Origin of the sequence: Corynebacterium sp. SA-MJD20WY100 (genome assembly GCF_039822565.1) — a bacterium.
GTDB classification, from domain to species: domain Bacteria; phylum Actinomycetota; class Actinomycetes; order Mycobacteriales; family Mycobacteriaceae; genus Corynebacterium; species Corynebacterium phoceense_A.
Window position 1 is genome coordinate 1 of the sequence record NZ_JBCJKS010000019.1, and the last position, 15,554, is coordinate 15,554.

The following is a 15,554-nucleotide window of genomic DNA, read 5'->3' on the forward strand; positions in this document are numbered from 1 at the left end:
CCACTACATATTGCGGTGCCTGATTCACGCCGCCAACATCCGACACAAAATCAATGCACTCTAAAACCGGAAGAGCCAGGTAAATACCGAGCTTCTTCGCCGCGGTCTGCGGGCGCATGGCAGTTCCCGACGGCTGGCTGGTTGGTTGAGTCATGGCTCCCACCGTAGCACCCCGTAAGCTGGGGAACATGCTGCGTCTTAGTTTTGCCACCGGCACGGAGCCGGGGAAATGGTTCACCCGCTACCGTGAGTACACCTCGCATGAGCTCGCCACGGCGGATGCCGATGACGCCCTCGCGGACGTCCTCGCCGGCTCCGCGGACCTCGCACTCGCGCGCGTGCCGGAAGCGGGGGATCCCCGCATCGATGACACGTTCCACATGGTGCGCCTCTATGACGAGGCCCCAGGCATCGCGGTGCCGAAGGATCATATCCTCGCGGAGTTGGGGGAGACGGTCAACCCCGCGGATGTCGCGGATGAGATTGTCAACTACCGGATTCCGGACACTGGCGTCGTGGACGTGCAGGCCGTGCGCGACGCGCTTCAGATCGTCGCGGCCAACGTCGGCATTGTCGTCGCCCCGCGCCCGCTGCTCAAGGTGCTCTCCAAGCGCCAGGTCGTGCCCCTCGCGCTTGCCGATGCCCTCTCCACCCCCACGCCCCGCACCTTCATCGCCCTTGTGTGGCGCAAGGAGGATGATGGCGAAGTCATTCAGGACTTCGTTGGAATCGCCCGTGGGCGTACGCCGAACTCGTCGCGCACGGAGACGAAGAAAAAGTCTGCGCGCGAAAAATCATTGGCGAAGCAAGCGCGCCGGACAGGTGTCGGTAAGGGCAAGAAAGCGGTATCTCAGCAAACGTTATCAAAACGAAAGAAAGGCTCTCAGCGGGGCAAACGGCGGTAAAAGTCCGTCTGTGTGGGCAAATTCGATTGAGAGTATCTTGAGGATTTGCTGAACGTACGATTAGGGTCGGTGACAGACGCCGTTGCTTATAGAAGCGGGTCCAAACATAAAGATTCCTAATGAAAGGACATTTCTTCATGAACACCATCGCTCGTCGCGTCGCTGCCGGTATCGCTACTGCTTCCCTCGCTATCGGCCTGGTCGCCTGTGGCTCGGACGCCGAGGATGCCGCGAATACCGCAAAGGATACCGCAGGCTCTGCTGCTAACGAGGCGACTGCCGCGGCTGGCTCCGCGGTTGATAGCGCCAAGGATTCCATGAAGGATTCCGAGTCCGCTGGCGCCTCCGAGGGCGCTGAAGGTTCTGAGGCTGAAGGCTCCGAGACTAACGGTGCTGAGGGTTCTGAGGGCGCTGCCGATGGCGAGAAGACCACCATCAACACCGCCGCTGGCGAGTTCGAGATCCCGGCCGCCTTCGCCTCCGCGCTGGAGAGCAAGGCTTCCGAGTGGGGTATGTCCATGGACGACATCCAGAACATCACCAACTCTGACGCGGGCTCTGTCGCCACCTTCGCCAAGGATAAGCTGTTGGCCTTTAACAACGAGTCTGGCGAGTCCGTCCCGGTTATCGGCAAGATTGCCGAGACCTTCGAGTCCGAGGGCGGCCTGGAGTCCCTGGGTCTTCCGGAGTCTCCGGAGCAAGCCGTCTCTGACGGCGAAGGCTGGGTCCAGGAGTTCACCAACGCCACTGTGAAGTGGGTCAAGGGCGAAAGCGGCGAGTTCGCGGCCGATATTCAGAAGAAGTAACCGTGCGCGGTCGCGACGACCGCTGACAGGCACACCGGCGCCGGCTCGAATGAGTCGGCGCTTGTGGCGTCTTGGGGGATGCTTCGGTGGCGGCTGGGGCGCGTGGGGTAGATATGCGCGGATGTGCAAGGGCGGGCGAAAGGTTACGCGCTGTTCACTTACATCGCTGTAATTTGTAACCTTGCGTGCTTACGGTGGGGGACAACCGGTTCGGTGATGCGGTTATCGGGCCGGCGAGCACCACGCGAAGCGACGCCGTGGGTCACCTGCGGCGAGCGTGACCATAACCTAGGAAAGCCCATAAAGTCATGTTCCATAGCGATATCGCTAAAACAGCCACCTTGAGCACCGAAGATAGTGGCGCCAGCGGCGTCGAGTCTGCCTTTGCCACCGCGCAGCGCACCAAGACCTACGTCCTCGACACCTCCGTTTTGTTGTCCGATCCCTGGGCACTGCGGAAGTTCGCCGAGCACGACGTCGTGCTGCCTGTCGTCGTCATCTCCGAGCTGGAAGGCAAGCGCCACCACCCCGAGCTGGGATGGTTCGCACGCCAGGCCCTGCGCATGCTCGAAGACCTGCGCCAAACCTACGAACGCCTCGACGAGCCGGGGCCTGTCAACACTGACGGCGGCACCGTGCGCGTCGAGCTCAATCATCAGGATCAGTCTCTGCTGCCGGCAGCGTTCCGCGGCACGGAGGGCGACCACCGGATCCTTGCGTGCGCGCTCAACCTCGCGCACGAAGGCAAGGACACGACGCTGGTGACCAAGGACGTGCCGCTGCGCGTCAAAGCGGGCGCCGTGGGACTCGACGCCGATGAGTACCACGCCCAGGACGTCGTTCTCACCGGCTACACCGGTATGGCGACGGCGCAGGTGGCGCCGGAGGATATCGATGCTCTCTTTGCCGAAGGCTCGATTCTTCTCGATGACGTGGACACGGACGACGGCACGCCGGTGGCGGACCTGCCCGTGCATTGCGGCGTGCGGCTCAACGCGGCGGGGCAATCCGCGCTCGGCCGCGTGACGGCGGACGGTGCGGTGCAGCTCGTGCGCGGCGACGTCGGCGCCTTCGGCCTGCAGGGACGCAGCGCGGAACAGCGCGTGGCGCTCGACATTCTTGCGGATCCCAACGTCGGTATCGTCTCGCTCGGCGGTCGTGCAGGCACCGGCAAGTCCGCGCTTGCGCTGTGCGCTGGCCTCGAAGCGGTCCTGGAACGCAATGAGCACCGTCGCATCGTCGTCTTCCGCCCCATGTATGCGGTCGGCGGCCAGTCGCTCGGCTACCTGCCGGGCACCGAAAGCGAGAAGATGAACCCGTGGAGCCAGGCCGTTTATGACACTCTCGAGGGCTTGGTTTCCGTCAATGTCATCGAGGAAGTCCAGGACCGTGAGCTGCTCGAGGTCCTGCCGCTCACGCACATTCGTGGCCGCAGCCTCCACGACAGCTTCGTCATCGTCGACGAGGCCCAATCGTTGGAGCGTAACGTGCTGCTCACCGTGCTCTCCCGCCTTGGCCGCGGTTCCCGCGTCGTGCTCACACACGACGTCGCGCAGCGCGATAACCTGCGCGTGGGCCGCCACGACGGCGTCCAAGCGGTGATTGAAAAGCTCAAGGGCCATGATCTTTTTGCCCACGTTACCTTGCAGCGCTCGGAGCGCTCGGCCATCGCCGAGCTCGTGACCGACCTGCTCGAGGACGGCCGCTAAGCAACGGTTCCCACTTCTCGCGTGGGCGGTGGAGCGGCTAGGGTGGAGAGCCTAGCCGCGCACTGCTGTCAGGCCGTGCGCCCCATCCATCCCAAGGGAGTCTATGCACATGCGCTTGAAGAAGCTCATCGCCGTACCAGTTGCCGCCGCGCTGCTCGCCACCCCCGTGGCGAACGCTGCCCAGCCGAATACCTCGAGCAACGCCGGGATTGAGGTCTCGGGTTCCTCGGAAGGCAAGGATCTCTCGTCGCAGAACGTCTCGTTCGACGTCGCGATTGGATTCGCGGTGGCGCTTGGCTTCGTGGCCATCGCCGATATCTTCTTCAACGCCATCAATACACCCCAGTACCACACGCTGTTTAGGGCGTCGTCCTAAAACCGAGAGTGAATGTCACTATGCACGGCGCGGGGGTGTGCGGAATAATGGATCGCCATGACAGCAAACGACACCACACGTAGCAAGGATTTCGTGCTGCGTCCGTTCCGGCTTGAGGACTACCCGCAGATGAAGGCCATCTACGAGCAAGGCCTTGAGACCGGGCACGCGACGTACGAGACCAAGGCTCTCACGCTGGAACAGTTCCAGCGTTCCAAGATCGCGGCGAGCGTGTTCGTTGCGGTGGAAGCGGATGATGACTCGAAGATCCTCGGTTGGGTCTCTGCCGCTCCTATCTCGTCGCGCAGCGTCTTCCACGGCGTGGTCGAAGACTCCATCTACATGCACCCAGACGCCCGCGGCCGCGGCATCGCTGGCGCGCTGCTCGACAAGCTCATCGAGGTGTGCCAGCAGCTCCACAAGTGGGCCATCCACGCGTGGATCTTCCCGGAGAACGAAGGCTCCGCAGGCCTGCACATTTCGCGCGGTTTCCAAAAGGTGGGCACGTACTCCCACTTGGCGAAGATGACCTACGGCGAGCTCGCGGGCCAGTGGCGTGACACGGCAGTCTATGAGCTGCTCCTGCCCAAGCCGGGGGAGAAGCCAGCCTCTTAAAAGGGGGCATCGGAAAGCAAGCAAAAAAGCCGCCTGTAGCAGTGCTGCAGGCGGCCTTCGTGCGAAAGGATAGCGCAGAGATTTAAGAAATGGTTTCCTTGAGGTGTTCCTCGCGCAGGGGGAGGACGAGGACGAGCGCCAGGATGGCCATCGGAACCATGAGCAGGATAACCGGGGTGAGGCCATTGTTGTAGGCGGAGAGGATGACGTGCTGGATGGTCTCCGGCATCTGCGCCACGAGACCCGGGGTTAGATGCGAGGAGCCAGAGCTCTGCTCAGCGAATTGCTTGGCGTACTCGGCGCCGGCGGGGCCCATCTCCTTGATGGCGGCTGGCATGTTGGCGGCAAGCTCGTTCTTCATGTTGTGAATGAACAGCGAGCCCACGAGGGACGCACCGACGGCGGAGCCGATCTGACGGAAGAAGTTATTGGCCGCAGTCGCCGTGCCCACCAAGGCGATGGGGAAGGAGTTCTGAACGATAAGAACGAGGACCTGCTGGACGAAGCCGAGGCCGATACCGAACACGAGGAACTCGAAGCCGAGCGTGACAAGGGTCGTCTCGACGGTGAGGCGGGACATCCAGTACAGGGCACCCGCGGTAATCACGAGGCCGATGATGGGATAGACCTTGTAGCGGCCGGTGCGGGCGATGATGAAACCGACGACGGTAGAGGTCACGATGAGGCCGACCATCATCGGAATCATCATGAGACCCGCCTTGGTCGGGGTGAGCGTGTGGACCATCTGCAGGTAGGTCGGCATGTAGCCGAGGACGCCGAACATGGCCAAGCCCAGGACGGTGCCGGCCGCAGTGGTAAGGACCATGTTGCGGTTTTTAAACAGGTGCACCGGGATGAGCGGTTCCTTGGCCTTCGCCTCGACGAGAACGGTGACGATGGCACCCACGATAACCACGGCGGCTAGGCCGAGGATGATCGGATCCGACCACTCGTATTCGGTGCCGCCCCACGTGGTCATGAGGATGAGCGAGGCGGTGGTAAGCGCGATGAAGGTGGCGCCGAGCCAGTCGAAGCGCTTCATGTTGGCCTCGCCGACGCGCAGGTGCAGGACGAGCGTGCACACGATGATGGCGATGATGCCCAGTGGGATGTTCATCCACAGGCCCCAGCGCCAGCCCGGGCCGTCCGTGAACCAGCCGCCGAGGACCGGGCCGAGGACGGAGGACAGGCCGAAGACGCCGCCCATGATGCCCATGAACTTACCGCGCTCACGGGAGGAGGTGACCTCAGCGATAATCGACTGGGAGGAGATCATCATGAAGCCGGCGCCGAAGCCCTGCACGGCGCGGCCTGCGATGAGCAGGCCCATGGCATGGGCGAAGCCGCCCATCGCGGAGCCGATGACGAACACGGCGATGCCGCCGATGTAGAACCACTTGCGGCCCATCATGTCGCCCAGCTTGCCGGAGATCGGCATGGCGATGGTCATGGTGACGAGGAAGGCCGAGATGACCCAGCTCATGTGGTCGACGCCGCCGAGCTCGCCCACGATGGTGGGCAGCGCGGTGGAAAAGATCATCTGGCCCAGGGAGCTCATCAACATGGTGAGGACCAGGGCAGAGAAAATCAGGCCGAGGTTATTAGCCCGGGCCTTGCCTTCAGCCGGGGCAACCGGTTCGGTAGTAGCTACCATTGGATTCCTTTCGCGTAATCAGTAAAAAGATGCAGCGCGCCGTGGAGGCGGTCTGCGAGGGCCTCAGTGCAATCGATGTCCGGTCCGGCAAGGGCGAGCCACAAGGCTTCGCGGAGGAAGGAGGCGATAACCATCGCTTCCGTCGCAGGAGACGAGTCCGGCAGGCGCTGGAGCTCCGGCTCAGCGGTGAGGCGCTGCTCGATCAGCCGCATGAGCTCGTGAACCTTCTCACGCTTGCGCATCATGGAGGCCATGGCGGCTTCCGGTTGCGTTGCGATGCGCTGACGGCGCTCCGCGACAACCGTGTCGCGATGATGTCCTACCATGTGTGCCTCGACGACGTGGAGCGCGAGGGTGAGGACGTTGTCCGTGGGTTCGGTGAGGAAACGCTGTCGAACGTCTTCCGTGAATTCCTTGCTGGGGCCGCCGAGCACGGCGGCGTCCTTGGAATCGAAATAATTGAAAAATGTGCGCCGAGAAATCCCCGCTGCTTCGCAAATCTCTTCCACCGTGACGTCGTTGAAGCCGCGCCCGTCCACCAGCTTGGTGGCGGCGTCCTCAATGGCGTCGCGGGTGGCGAGCCGCTTTTGCTCGCGTAGCGTTAGTTCTTCTTGCACAGGGTGCAACTTTACACGCGGTGCAAACTTGCACCAAGTGCAAAGTGGGTGATTTTCGCGAACTGACGGGCTCGAGAGTGCCCTGGCTCATAGGGCAGACGGCGCGGGGATGACTTTTTGCCCGACGAAGCGCTGGGAATCTGCGCGGGGAAGGCGCCTTGTCGGCGAAAATGCACTTTGCCGCTGTCAGAGCCAGCGAAGCAGGCATAGCAAAAGCCCCAGCAGGAAAGAAACCTGCTGGGGCTTGGAGCGAAGCGGCTTAGAAGTTGTCGCGGTCGCGGTTGGTCATGGTGAGAACGTTGAGCTTCTCATCAAGTTCTTCCTCGGTGAGGTTCTTACCGTCGACGAAGCCGAGGTCGATGACGGCCTCGCGCACAGTCATGTGCTCGTGGAGCGCGTGCTTGGCGGCCTTGGCAGCGTTCTCGTAGCCGATGTTGCCGTTGAGCGGCGTGACGATCGACGTGGAGGACTCGGCAAACTTCTTCATGCGCGGCTCGTTGGCGGTGATGCCGTCAACGCACTTGTCGGCGAAGACGCGGGAGACGTTGGCGAGCAGGCGGGCAGACTCGAGGACGTTGCGCGCCATCATCGGGATGTAGACGTTGAGCTCGAACTGGCCGGAGGCGCCACCGAAGGCGACGGCAGCGTCGTTGCCGATGACCTGTGCGACGACCTGGGTGGCGGACTCGACCATGACCGGGTTGACCTTGCCCGGCATGATGGACGAACCTGGCTGCAGATCCTTGAGGTGGATCTCGGCGAGGCCGGTGAGCGGGCCGGAACCCATGAGGCGGATGTCGTTGGCGATCTTGTTGAGGGAGACGGCCACGGTGCGCATGGCGCCGGAGAACTCGACGAGCCCGTCGCGGGCACTTTGTGCCTCGAAGTGGTTGTCAGCCTCCTTGAGCTGCTCCAGGCCGGTGAGCTTCTTCAGCTCCTCGGTCACCTTGGCGCCGAAGTCAGCGGCGGTGTTGAGGCCGGTACCGGTGGCGGTGCCGCCGATGGCGAGCTCGCCCAGGCGAGGGAGGACGGCCTCGATGCGCTCGATGCCGAGCTCGATCTGGCGGGCGTAGCCGCCGAACTCTTGGCCGAGGGTGACCGGGGTGGCGTCCATCATGTGCGTGCGGCCCGCCTTCACGACGTCAGCGAATTCCTTGGCCTTGGCCAGCAGCGACTCGTGGAGGACCTTGAGGCCCGGGATGAGGTCGTTGACCGCGGCATCGGTAGCCGCGACGTGCGTGGCGGTGGGGAACGTGTCGTTGGAGGACTGGCCCATGTTGACGTGATCGTTCGGGTGAATCTCGACGCCCGCGTTGTGCGCCAGGGAGGCGATGACCTCGTTGGTGTTCATGTTGGACGAGGTACCGGAACCGGTCTGGAAGACGTCGATGGGGAAAGCGTCGTCGTGCTTGTTGTCGCCAATTTCCTTGGCGGCGGCGATAATCGCGTCGGCCTTCTCGGCGTCGAGCTTGCCGGTGTCCTTGTTGACCTGTGCGCACGCAGCCTTGAGCAGGCCAAGGGCGCGGATCTGGGCAGCCTCGAGGCCGCGGCCGGAGATGGGGAAGTTATCCACTGCGCGCTGGGTCTGGGCGCGCCACAGAGCGTCTACCGGGACCTTTACTTCGCCCATGGTGTCGTGTTCGATGCGGTACTCAGTCATGAATGTTCCACCTTTTTGTCTTCAACGTGATTCGGAGTGCGGGCTCTTCAGTGCCCGCAGACAAGTCACACTTGCTAGCAACCAGTATGCACAAACACATCCCGGTTCGGGGCACAGCGGTGTGTGACGAGTCTTACTAATGGGGAAACGCCGCGCCGCCGGTGCCCACGTGGGGCGGCAAGCGCGGCGGGGAATAACTACTTGGTCTTCGGGTCGGAGTAATCGACCACCGAGTATTCCTGCAGCTTGGCCAGCTTGTGCTGGGAGTCGATGTAACGGATGGTGCCGGACTTCGAGCGCATGACCAGGGAGCGGGTGGTGGCGCCGTTGGCACGGTAGGACACGCCGCGGAGCATGTCGCCGTTGGTGACGCCGGTGGCAGCGAAGTAGCAGTTATCGGAGGAGACCAAGTCGTTGGTGCCGAGGACGCGGTCGAGATCGTGGCCGGCCTTGCGTGCCTTCTCCGCCTCAGCCTCGTCCTTCGGGGCGAGCTTGCCCTGGATTTCGCCGCCCATGCACTTCATGGCGCAGGCGGTGATGATGCCCTCCGGGGTGCCGCCGGTGCCCATCATCATGTCGATGGAGTTGGAGTCCTGGCAGGTCGCGATGGCACCGGCGACGTCGCCGTCCATGATGAGGCGCACCTTGGCGCCGGCGTCGCGGATTTCCTGGATGAGCTCCTCGTGGCGCGGGCGGTCGAGGACCACGACGGTGACCTCGGACGGGCGGATGCCCTTGGCCTTGGCGACGGCGTCCACGTTCTCCTTGACGGAGGCGTTGATGTCGATAACGCCCACGGCCTCCGGGCCCACGGCGATCTTCTTCATGTAGAACACGGCGGACGGGTCAAACATCGTGCCGCGCTCGGCGGCAGCGATGACGGAAATCGCGTTGGGGCGGCCCTCGGCCATGAGGCGGGTGCCGTCGACCGGGTCGACCGCGATGTCCATGGCAATGCCCTCGCCGGTGCCGACTTCCTCGCCGTTGAAGAGCATGGGAGCCTCGTCCTTTTCGCCCTCACCGATGACGACGACGCCGTTCATGGCGACGGTGTTGATGAGCTTGCGCATGGCGTCCACGGCGGCGCCGTCGCCCTCGTTCTTCATGCCGCGGCCGACCCAGCGGCCCGACGCCAGCGCGGCGGCCTCGGTGACGCGCACCAGCTCCATAGCGAGGTTGCGGTCGGGCATGTACGAAGTGTTATCCGACATGAAAAGGATGCTCCTTGGAAATAAAAATGCGGAAGTAAACGGACCTCCTTGTATTGTTGCACTTTTCTTCCAGATCTACGTCCGAATCGAGCCCCCGAATGTGGGAGCGTGTACACCCGTTCCGCGATAGTGCCTGTTCAACGGGCCCACAGGAGGCGCACAGGGGATTGGCCGCTGGCGCGGTGCCTCCCGTGAGCCTGCTGCTAGCTCGCCGCGGCACAGTAGGAACCATGATGATTGCGAAAGTCCTAGGCCCTGTCCTCGCCGTGAGTGTCGCTCTGGGCGCCGTCGTTGTCGAGCGCGAGAAACCGCGGGGCGAGACGGTGGGCGAAGCCGTTGCCGCGCGCGTCGCCGCGGCTCATGAGGACTGCTCGCCCGCGCGAGAGCGCTTTAGGCAATGCCCCGGCGGCATGCCATACTAGGTAGCCGTGGCAGCTGAAGATAAACCCAAAATCTTTGAAGGCGGCAAGGACATGATCCTGTCGCTCGGCGTCGTCGTCATTATGATGTTGGTCGTCGTGGGCGCGACGGGCCTGTGCACCGTCAACCCGGAAGAGACGAATTACGCGCGCGAAAACCCCGTGGACGCGCAGTCCTTTCTCGGCTTGGAGTCGCGCACGACGGAGACCGCCCTGCGTCTGCCGCAGGTACCCGAAGGCTGGACCCCCAACTCCGCGCGCCGCTCGAGCGTCGCGGGTGAGACTGCCGCCATCGTCGGCTGGGTCACCGCCGAGGACGGCTTCATCCAGGCTGCCCAAACTTCTGTGCAGCTTGACGATGCCCTCAAAAACTACGACGGCACGTACCGCGCCGATCGCAGCTCCCGCACCGTCGATGGCACCGACGTGCAGGTCTTCGCGTCTGAGGACGCGGATGTCCGCCCGCTGTGGGGCTTCGACTTGGGGGACGAGCGCGTCATCCTCACTGGCTCGGCGAGCGATGACGACTATGAGGCGCTGGTGCGCGCGTTCGTCGCGGCGCAGCCCCTTCCCAATTAATCCGCGGTCCACGCCAGTAGACAGCTCTAGCGGGCGAAGCCCCGCCAGCGAAGCCTGCTAGCGGAATGTGACCGCGGTGAGCTCGGGGGAGAAGACCGCAGAGACACCGGGGGCATCGGCAAGCTCGGTGAGACCGTTGAGCTTGTCGTGGCCGAGGTAGACCTCGACCTTTTCGCGCGTGGTGCCCGGGGTGACAGTAATCGACTCGACCTTGCCGTCGGCGAAAGCCACGGTGATGGAGCCGTTGAAGTACGTGACCTCGTCGCCGGAGTCCGTGTGCGGGGTACCGAAGAATTCCTCGACGAGGGAGCGCGGATCGCCAAAGAGGATCGAGCCGGCCGAGCCGGACTTAGACACAAAGTCGACGCGGTCTCCGGGGTAGCCGTAAATCTGCATTACTCTGCGACCTCTTCGGTCTGGTCGTCCTGGTTGGCGCGGTGGAGCGCGGCCTCCACGCGCTGGGAGGCGCCGTCGAGGTGGGCCTCGCAGGCCTTAGCGAGTGCCTCGCCGCGCTCCCAGAACTTGAGTGATTCGTCGAGGCCCATTTGGCCGAGCTCGAGGATCTTGACGGTCTCAATGAGCTCGTTGCGGGCCTCTTCGTAGCTGAGCTGCTCGACGGGCGGGAAGGCGTCTTGGCCCGGCTGGCCGGTGCCAAAGGTGTTCTCGGACATGGTGCTCCTTAAATATGCGTTCGTGGGGGAGTTTAGTCTGCCGGCTGGGCGGCCATCGCGGCGGCGGTAATCGAGCCGTCGCCGACGCGGATGCGCAGCTGACTGCCGGGCGGGGACTGCTGGTAGGACGTGACAACCTCGGGACCCGAGCCGTCGCGCGGAACGACCTGGACCACGGCGTAGCCGCGGGCGAGCGTGGCGGAGGGGCCGAGCGCGGAGACCTGCGCGCGCAGAGCCGCGACCTGCTTCTGCTCGGTGCCGAGCACGTACTGGATATCGCGGCGAATGAGGGCGAGATTGCGGTCGAGCTCGTCGCGGCGGTCGGTGATGGGCTTCATAGGATCAGCGAGCACGGGCCGCGAGCGGATGGCGTCGAGGTTGCGGCGCTCGCGCTCAACCCAGCCGCGCAGGGCGCCGGACATGCGGGCGCGGGCTTCGTCGATGAGCGCGTGCTCCTCGGCGGCGTCAGGGACGACGCGTTTGGCGGCATCGGTAGGCGTCGCCGCGCGCACGTCCGCAACGTTGTCGAGGATGGGGGAGTCCGGCTCGTGGCCGATGGCGGAGACTACGGGCGTCTGCGCCGCGACGACGGCGCGCTGGAGGGCCTCTTCAGAGAAGGGAAGCAGGTCTTCGACGGCGCCGCCGCCGCGGGCGATGATAATCACGTCGACGTGCGGGTCTGCGTCGAGGATCTGCAGCGCGCGGATGACGGAGCTGACAGCTTCGGTGCCCTGGACCGCGGCGTTTTCCACGCGGAACTGGACGTGTGGCCAGCGGCCCTGGGCCACGGCGAGGACGTCGCGCTCTGCATGGGAGCCGCGCGAGGTAATAAGACCGACCTTGTGCGGCAGATAGGGCAGCGGCTTCTTGCGGGCGGGATCGAAGAGCCCCTCACTGGCGAGCTGCTGGCGGAGCATCTCGATGCGCGCCAGGAGGTCGCCCAAGCCGACCTGCCGGATGTCGTCGACCATGATGGAAAACTCGCCGCGGCCCTCGTAGAAGTTGGGCTTGCCGTGGATGATGACGCGGTCGCCCTCTGTGGGGCGCGGCTGCATGGCGCCGAACTGGCGGGAGGGTACGCGCAAGGCAATCGACTTGTCTTGGTTGACGTCGCGGAGTACGAGGAATGCGAAAGCCCACTGCGGCTTGTAATTGACCTGGGCAAGCTGGCCCTCGATCCACAGGTAGCCGAGCTTATCAATCCACCCCTTGACGGAGTGGTTGACCATGGCGACGGACCATGGGGACTCGGGCGAAGACGCGGCATGCGCCATAGAGTGACCTACCTTAATGTACGAAGAAATTACAGGCGTGTTCACCCAGTCTATTGTTTTTGTCCGATCGTCGGTACTCTGGGCTTTATGAGTGAAGCTGGCAAGAATGTTCTCCTGGCGGCGCCGCGCGGCTACTGCGCTGGCGTGGATCGCGCAGTCGAGACGGTAGAAAAGGCACTGGAGAAGTACGGCGCTCCCATTTATGTGCGCAAGCAGATCGTCCACAACCGCTACGTCGTGGAATCCCTATCCGAGCGCGGCGTCATTTTTGTCGACGAGGCTTCCGAGGCCCCCGAAGGCGCCCACCTTGTTTTCTCCGCCCATGGCATTGCGCCCACCGTGCGCGCCGAGGCGAAGGCCCGCAACCAGATCACGCTCGATGCCACATGCCCGCTCGTGACGAAGGTGCACAAGGAAGCCCAGCGCTTCCATCGCGACGGTTACCACATCCTGCTCGTGGGCCACGAGGGTCACGAAGAGGTCGAGGGCACCGCAGGTGAGGCGCCGGAGGTTACCCACCTCGTAGATGGTCTCGACGGCGTCGCGGCTCTGCCGGACTGGCTGCAGGACGAAAAGCTCATTTGGCTGTCCCAGACCACGCTGTCCGTCGACGAGACCATGGTCATCGTCAACGCCCTGCGCGAGCGCTTCCCGCACCTGGAGAACCCGCCGTCAGACGATATTTGCTACGCCACCCAGAACCGCCAAGGTTCCGTCAAGGCCATCGCTCCGAAGTGCGACCTGATGATCGTTGTGGGCTCCAAGAACTCTTCGAACTCCGTGCGCCTCGTCGAGGTCGCGCTCGAAGCTGGCTCCAAGGATGCCCACCTCGTGGACTTCGCCAAGGAGATCCAGGAGGAGTGGCTCGACGGCGTGACCACCGTGGGCGTTACCTGTGGCGCCTCCGTGCCGGAGCTGCTCGTGCGTGAGGTCCTCGAATTCCTCGACGAGCGTGGCTACAGCGACGTCGAGCAGGTGACCACGAGCACCGAGACCATTACTTTTGCCTTGCCGCGCGACTTGCGTCCGGCGCGTGTAAAGTAAGATGCCTCTACCACGCAAGCGGCCGTCCGGAGTTTTCCGGACGGCCGCTTATTCGTGGGCTGCTGGTGTTTGAGACATCCTAATCAACGAGCGTCGTCTTGAAGGAATAACGCGAGGCGGGGTAGAGGTGATGTCCAAGCTCGATGATGGAGCCGTCGTTGGCGAGTACCTTGCGATCCATGATGAGGAGAGCGGAGCCTGGCTCGACATTGAGCATGCATGCCGTGTCCGCGTCAGCAACGGTGGCGCCGATGGTTTGGTGAGCCACTGCAAAGTGCACCCCACGCGAGCGCAGTGCCGCGTAGAGTCCCATGTCCTTCAGCTCGCTACGCGTAGGAGCAATATCCTCGGGGAGGACGTTGTGCATGAGAGCGAGCGGCTCGTTGTCGACCAAGCGCAAGCGAGTGATCTCAAGTACCTGTGCACCACGATCGAGTGCGAGGCGATCGGTGTCTTCCACATTGGGGGCACCGATTCGGTATTCGAGAACCTTCGTCTGTGGTTTTCTTCCTGAAATGGAAAGATCATCGAACAATGACGTTAATGCCACTTGACGGTTGACATGCGTGCCGACAACGAGTGTTCCAACGCCGCGTTTGCGCACCAGAACGCCTTTATCGACGAGCGTCTGAATGCCCTGACGCACAGTGGGACGCGACAGCTTCAGGCGGGTACTCATGCCTACTTCGTTCTCGATACGGGACCCGATGTGAAGAACGCCGGATTCGATGCTGTTTTCAATAGACTGAGCTAGTTGTAGGTACAACGGGATGGGCGACGACCGATCTGGGGCGAAATCTAAGATCACCTGGTTGGAGTCGAGGCCCTCGTGGGTGGTGTTGGTCATGCTGACTCCATTTCGACTGATCATGGGGATGTCCCCAAGCAAATTCTAGTGCTTGGGGAGCGGGAGTTATGTGTGATGTCGCGTACTAGAACGATTTAGTACGATGCTACGGGCGCGGCTTGAGCTCGACCTTTACTGGCGTAGTCGACGTAAGTGAGGCGTGCGCCGCGGCGCATACTGCCGCGCCGACGTAGCCGTCCCAGGCCGTTGCAGAACGCGTTGCGACATTGTGTCCGGTTTTGATAGCGCGGACCCAGGCTTGAACTTCGGCGTCGTAGGCGTCGATAAAACGCGGACGGAAGTCGAGAGGTACGTTGCCACCCCAGTGAGAGCCTGCTTGGTGCGTCGTGACACGGGAGATGCCGAGACCAATGGTGGAAATGCCCTTGGAACCCAGAATCTCGGTGCGAACTTCGTAGCCTGCCTTCGTGTTGACGTACAGCTCGTCTGTGATGATTCGGCCGCTTTCGGTACGGAAAATAAAGATCATCGGATCGTGCTGTCCCGGGTGCGCATTCGTGCTCGGAGTTGGAGTAATGGTTTGAACTTCAACGATGGGCTCGCCGAAGAAGTAATTGATCGCATCAATCTCGTGCACGGCGGAGTCGTAGACCATCATTTCGTCTTTGAACTCAGGCCCGACCTCAGCATTGCGGTGCTTGCAGTTCATCACCATGGTCTCGCCCAGTTCACCGGCATCCAGCGCGTCCTTGAGCTCAACATATTCGGCGTCGAAGCGGCGCATGAATCCGAGCGAGACAAGAGATGCTCCGTGGTCGTTTTCAACTTGAACGACCTCATAAGCATCTTCCGGAGTCATGGCTAACGGTTTCTCGCAGAGCACCGGCTTGTTCGCCTTGATACATGCAATTGCCTGATCCTTGTGGAATTGACCCGGGCTGGCGATGATGACGGCATCCACGTCATCTGCTGCGATGAGCTCTTCCCACGTATCGACCACGCGGGAGCCCGGTGCGGTCGCTGATACTTTTTCTGCCGTCTCTCGGAAGTAGTCGGTGATGACGGTAACCTGCGCGCCCTTCGTACGCTCGACGATGCGCTGGACGTGGTCTGAGCCCATTTTGCCAACGCCGATGACGCCGATGCGGATATCTGTGGGGTTGAGGGGATTGGTCATTGTCTTTGTTCCTTTCGCAACTGTGGGGT

Annotated in this window: 17 protein-coding genes; 8 read left to right on the top strand and 9 right to left on the bottom strand. The window is 62.9% G+C overall.

What is annotated here, in order from left to right; all coding sequences use genetic code 11:
• Positions 1-188 precede the first annotated feature (188 nt).
• The 5 genes from ABJ196_RS10110 to ABJ196_RS10130 all read left to right on the top strand — a co-directional run bounded on the left by ABJ196_RS10110 (position 189) and on the right by ABJ196_RS10130 (position 4,411).
• Positions 189-905 carry a LysR family transcriptional regulator substrate-binding protein gene (locus ABJ196_RS10110; RefSeq protein ID WP_347306763.1) on the top strand — a complete coding sequence of 239 codons (717 nt, stop codon included), beginning with the start codon at positions 189-191 and terminating at the stop codon, positions 903-905.
• A 137-nt stretch (positions 906-1,042) separates the two neighbouring features.
• Entirely contained in the window at positions 1,043-1,711 is a 669-nt protein-coding gene (locus ABJ196_RS10115; RefSeq protein ID WP_347306765.1) for a hypothetical protein, read from the top strand.
• A 341-nt stretch (positions 1,712-2,052) separates the two neighbouring features.
• The gene (locus ABJ196_RS10120) at positions 2,053-3,420 is read left to right on the top strand and encodes a PhoH family protein (protein WP_347306767.1); all 1,368 of its coding nucleotides are present in this window, start codon (positions 2,053-2,055) and stop codon (positions 3,418-3,420) included.
• Positions 3,421-3,529: 109 nt separating this feature from the next.
• Positions 3,530-3,796: a hypothetical protein gene (locus ABJ196_RS10125; RefSeq protein ID WP_347306769.1), complete on the top strand. Its 267-nt coding sequence runs from the start codon at positions 3,530-3,532 to the stop codon at positions 3,794-3,796.
• Positions 3,797-3,853: 57 nt separating this feature from the next.
• Positions 3,854-4,411 carry an N-acetyltransferase family protein gene (locus ABJ196_RS10130; protein WP_347306771.1) on the top strand — a complete coding sequence of 186 codons (558 nt, stop codon included), beginning with the start codon at positions 3,854-3,856 and terminating at the stop codon, positions 4,409-4,411.
• Between the two features lie 82 nt (positions 4,412-4,493).
• Here ABJ196_RS10130 and ABJ196_RS10135 read toward each other — a convergent pair whose 3' ends face one another.
• The 4 genes from ABJ196_RS10135 to glpX all read right to left on the bottom strand — a co-directional run bounded on the left by ABJ196_RS10135 (position 4,494) and on the right by glpX (position 9,553).
• Entirely contained in the window at positions 4,494-6,065 is a 1,572-nt protein-coding gene (locus ABJ196_RS10135) for an MDR family MFS transporter (protein WP_347306773.1), read from the bottom strand.
• Positions 6,059-6,682 carry a TetR family transcriptional regulator gene (locus ABJ196_RS10140; RefSeq protein WP_347306775.1) on the bottom strand — a complete coding sequence of 208 codons (624 nt, stop codon included), beginning with the start codon at positions 6,680-6,682 and terminating at the stop codon, positions 6,059-6,061. Before ABJ196_RS10140 ends, ABJ196_RS10135 begins: the two co-directional genes overlap by 7 nt.
• A 259-nt stretch (positions 6,683-6,941) precedes the next feature.
• Positions 6,942-8,342, bottom strand: coding sequence for a class II fumarate hydratase (locus ABJ196_RS10145; protein ID WP_347306777.1), 1,401 nt, complete (start codon positions 8,340-8,342; stop codon positions 6,942-6,944).
• A 197-nt stretch (positions 8,343-8,539) separates the two neighbouring features.
• Complete coding sequence (glpX, locus tag ABJ196_RS10150; protein ID WP_347306779.1) at positions 8,540-9,553, bottom strand: class II fructose-bisphosphatase; 1,014 nt, start codon at positions 9,551-9,553, stop codon at positions 8,540-8,542.
• Positions 9,554-9,783: 230 nt separating this feature from the next.
• On the opposite strand from glpX, the gene ABJ196_RS10155 reads away from it, so the two are divergent.
• Both ABJ196_RS10155 and ABJ196_RS10160 read left to right on the top strand, forming a co-directional pair.
• Positions 9,784-9,975: a hypothetical protein gene (locus ABJ196_RS10155; RefSeq protein ID WP_347306781.1), complete on the top strand. Its 192-nt coding sequence runs from the start codon at positions 9,784-9,786 to the stop codon at positions 9,973-9,975.
• 6 nt (positions 9,976-9,981) lie between these two features.
• On the top strand, positions 9,982-10,551 hold the full coding sequence (locus ABJ196_RS10160) for a DUF4245 domain-containing protein (RefSeq protein WP_347306783.1): 570 nt from the start codon (positions 9,982-9,984) through the stop codon (positions 10,549-10,551).
• 57 nt (positions 10,552-10,608) lie between these two features.
• Here the strand turns inward: ABJ196_RS10160 and ABJ196_RS10165 are convergent, their stop codons facing one another.
• The 3 genes from ABJ196_RS10165 to xseA are packed head-to-tail and all read right to left on the bottom strand — an operon-like array spanning position 10,609 to position 12,496.
• On the bottom strand, positions 10,609-10,947 hold the full coding sequence (locus tag ABJ196_RS10165; RefSeq protein WP_347306785.1) for a hypothetical protein: 339 nt from the start codon (positions 10,945-10,947) through the stop codon (positions 10,609-10,611).
• Positions 10,947-11,222 (bottom strand): exodeoxyribonuclease VII small subunit, encoded by a 276-nt coding sequence (locus ABJ196_RS10170; RefSeq protein WP_257046180.1) that lies wholly within the window; start codon positions 11,220-11,222, stop codon positions 10,947-10,949. The genes ABJ196_RS10165 and ABJ196_RS10170 overlap by 1 nt, the downstream gene beginning before the upstream one ends.
• 32 nt (positions 11,223-11,254) lie before the next feature.
• The gene (xseA, locus tag ABJ196_RS10175) at positions 11,255-12,496 is read right to left on the bottom strand and encodes an exodeoxyribonuclease VII large subunit (RefSeq protein WP_347306787.1); all 1,242 of its coding nucleotides are present in this window, start codon (positions 12,494-12,496) and stop codon (positions 11,255-11,257) included.
• A gap of 87 nt (positions 12,497-12,583) precedes the next feature.
• On the opposite strand from xseA, the gene ABJ196_RS10180 reads away from it, so the two are divergent.
• Positions 12,584-13,540: a 4-hydroxy-3-methylbut-2-enyl diphosphate reductase gene (locus ABJ196_RS10180; RefSeq protein ID WP_347306789.1), complete on the top strand. Its 957-nt coding sequence runs from the start codon at positions 12,584-12,586 to the stop codon at positions 13,538-13,540.
• 79 nt (positions 13,541-13,619) lie between these two features.
• Here ABJ196_RS10180 and ABJ196_RS10185 read toward each other — a convergent pair whose 3' ends face one another.
• Both ABJ196_RS10185 and ABJ196_RS10190 read right to left on the bottom strand, forming a co-directional pair.
• A complete protein-coding gene (locus ABJ196_RS10185; protein WP_347306791.1) occupies positions 13,620-14,387 on the bottom strand; it encodes a GntR family transcriptional regulator in 768 nt (255 codons plus the stop codon).
• 106 nt (positions 14,388-14,493) lie between these two features.
• On the bottom strand, positions 14,494-15,525 hold the full coding sequence (locus tag ABJ196_RS10190; protein WP_347306793.1) for a Gfo/Idh/MocA family oxidoreductase: 1,032 nt from the start codon (positions 15,523-15,525) through the stop codon (positions 14,494-14,496).
• Positions 15,526-15,554: the final 29 nt, after the last annotated feature.